Source organism: Arthrobacter sp. 9V (genome assembly GCF_902506065.1).
In the GTDB taxonomy this organism is placed as follows: Bacteria; Actinomycetota; Actinomycetes; order Actinomycetales; family Micrococcaceae; genus Arthrobacter.
In genome coordinates this window covers 1-1,015 of the sequence record NZ_LR733017.1, presented here as the reverse complement: position 1 = coordinate 1,015, position 1,015 = coordinate 1, and the positions used below count along the sequence as shown (strand labels likewise).

The 1,015-nt window shown below is 70.5% G+C and carries 1 protein-coding gene; it reads left to right on the top strand.

What is annotated here, in order from left to right; all coding sequences use genetic code 11:
• Positions 1–207 precede the first annotated feature (207 nt).
• Positions 208–975 (top strand): DUF4190 domain-containing protein, encoded by a 768-nt coding sequence (locus tag BACI9J_RS23380; RefSeq protein ID WP_159556121.1) that lies wholly within the window; start codon positions 208–210, stop codon positions 973–975.
• The last annotated feature ends 40 nt before the right edge of the window (positions 976–1,015 follow it).

Here is a 1,015-nt window from a genome sequence, read left to right as displayed (position 1 = left end):
CAGGTCGAACGGCGCCATGATCGCCGCCGTCGGCGCCCGACTCGTGGCCGAGGGGCACGCGCCGAGCGACCTCGGCATCGCGGCGGACTCGACCCTGCCGGTGACGACCGTCCAGGTCTGACCAGTTCGGCCCCGGTCCTTCTGGGGGAGCCTGTGGGAGGATTCACACGGGCGTCGGAGAGACCGGACGCCCGAGAGGGGTGGACGGTGTCCGATCAGAACGAGTGGCCGAAGCCGGGCGAGACGCCGAACGGCGCGGCGAACGGACAGCCCGACGGTGCACCCGCACCGGACGCCCCGCAAGCACCTGACGCGCCGCAGGCCCCGTCGGCTCCGGAAGCGCCCCAGAACCCGTACGGCCAGCAGCAGGACCCGTCCGCGGCACCGCAGCAGCAGAACCCGTCCGGCCAGCCGCCGCAGCAGCAGAACCCGTACGGCCAGCCGCCGCAGCAGCAGAACCCGTACGCCGCTCCGCAGCAGCCGCAGCCGCAGCCGAATCAGTACGGTCAGCAGCAGAACCCGTACGCGGCCCCGCATCAGCAGCAGCAGCAGCCGCCGCAGCAGGCGTACGGCGCACCGCAGAACCCCTACGGTCAGCAGCACAACCCGTACGCGCAGCAGCCGTACGCGGCCAACCCGTACTCGTACCAGCCCTACGCGCAGCGCCCGAAGACGAACGTCCTGTCGATCCTGTCGATCGTCTTCGCGTTCGGCGGCGTCATCATCTGGCCGATCATCATCCTGACGAGCCCGGCCGGCGCGATCATGGGCCACATCGCCCTCGGCAAGATCAAGCAGAGCGGCGAGGGCGGCCGTGGCCTGGCGCTCGCCGGCATCATCGGTGGCTGGGTCCTGACGGGCCTGTTCATCCTGATCGTCGCCCTGGTGTGGATCTCGATCGCGAACTCGTCGAACTACTCGGACTACTCCGACTACTCCGACTACAGCTCGAACACCGGGGCCTTCGTCAGCTGACGTCGCCGCAGGGTGACGGAGGCCGCGAGCGGCCCCCGGC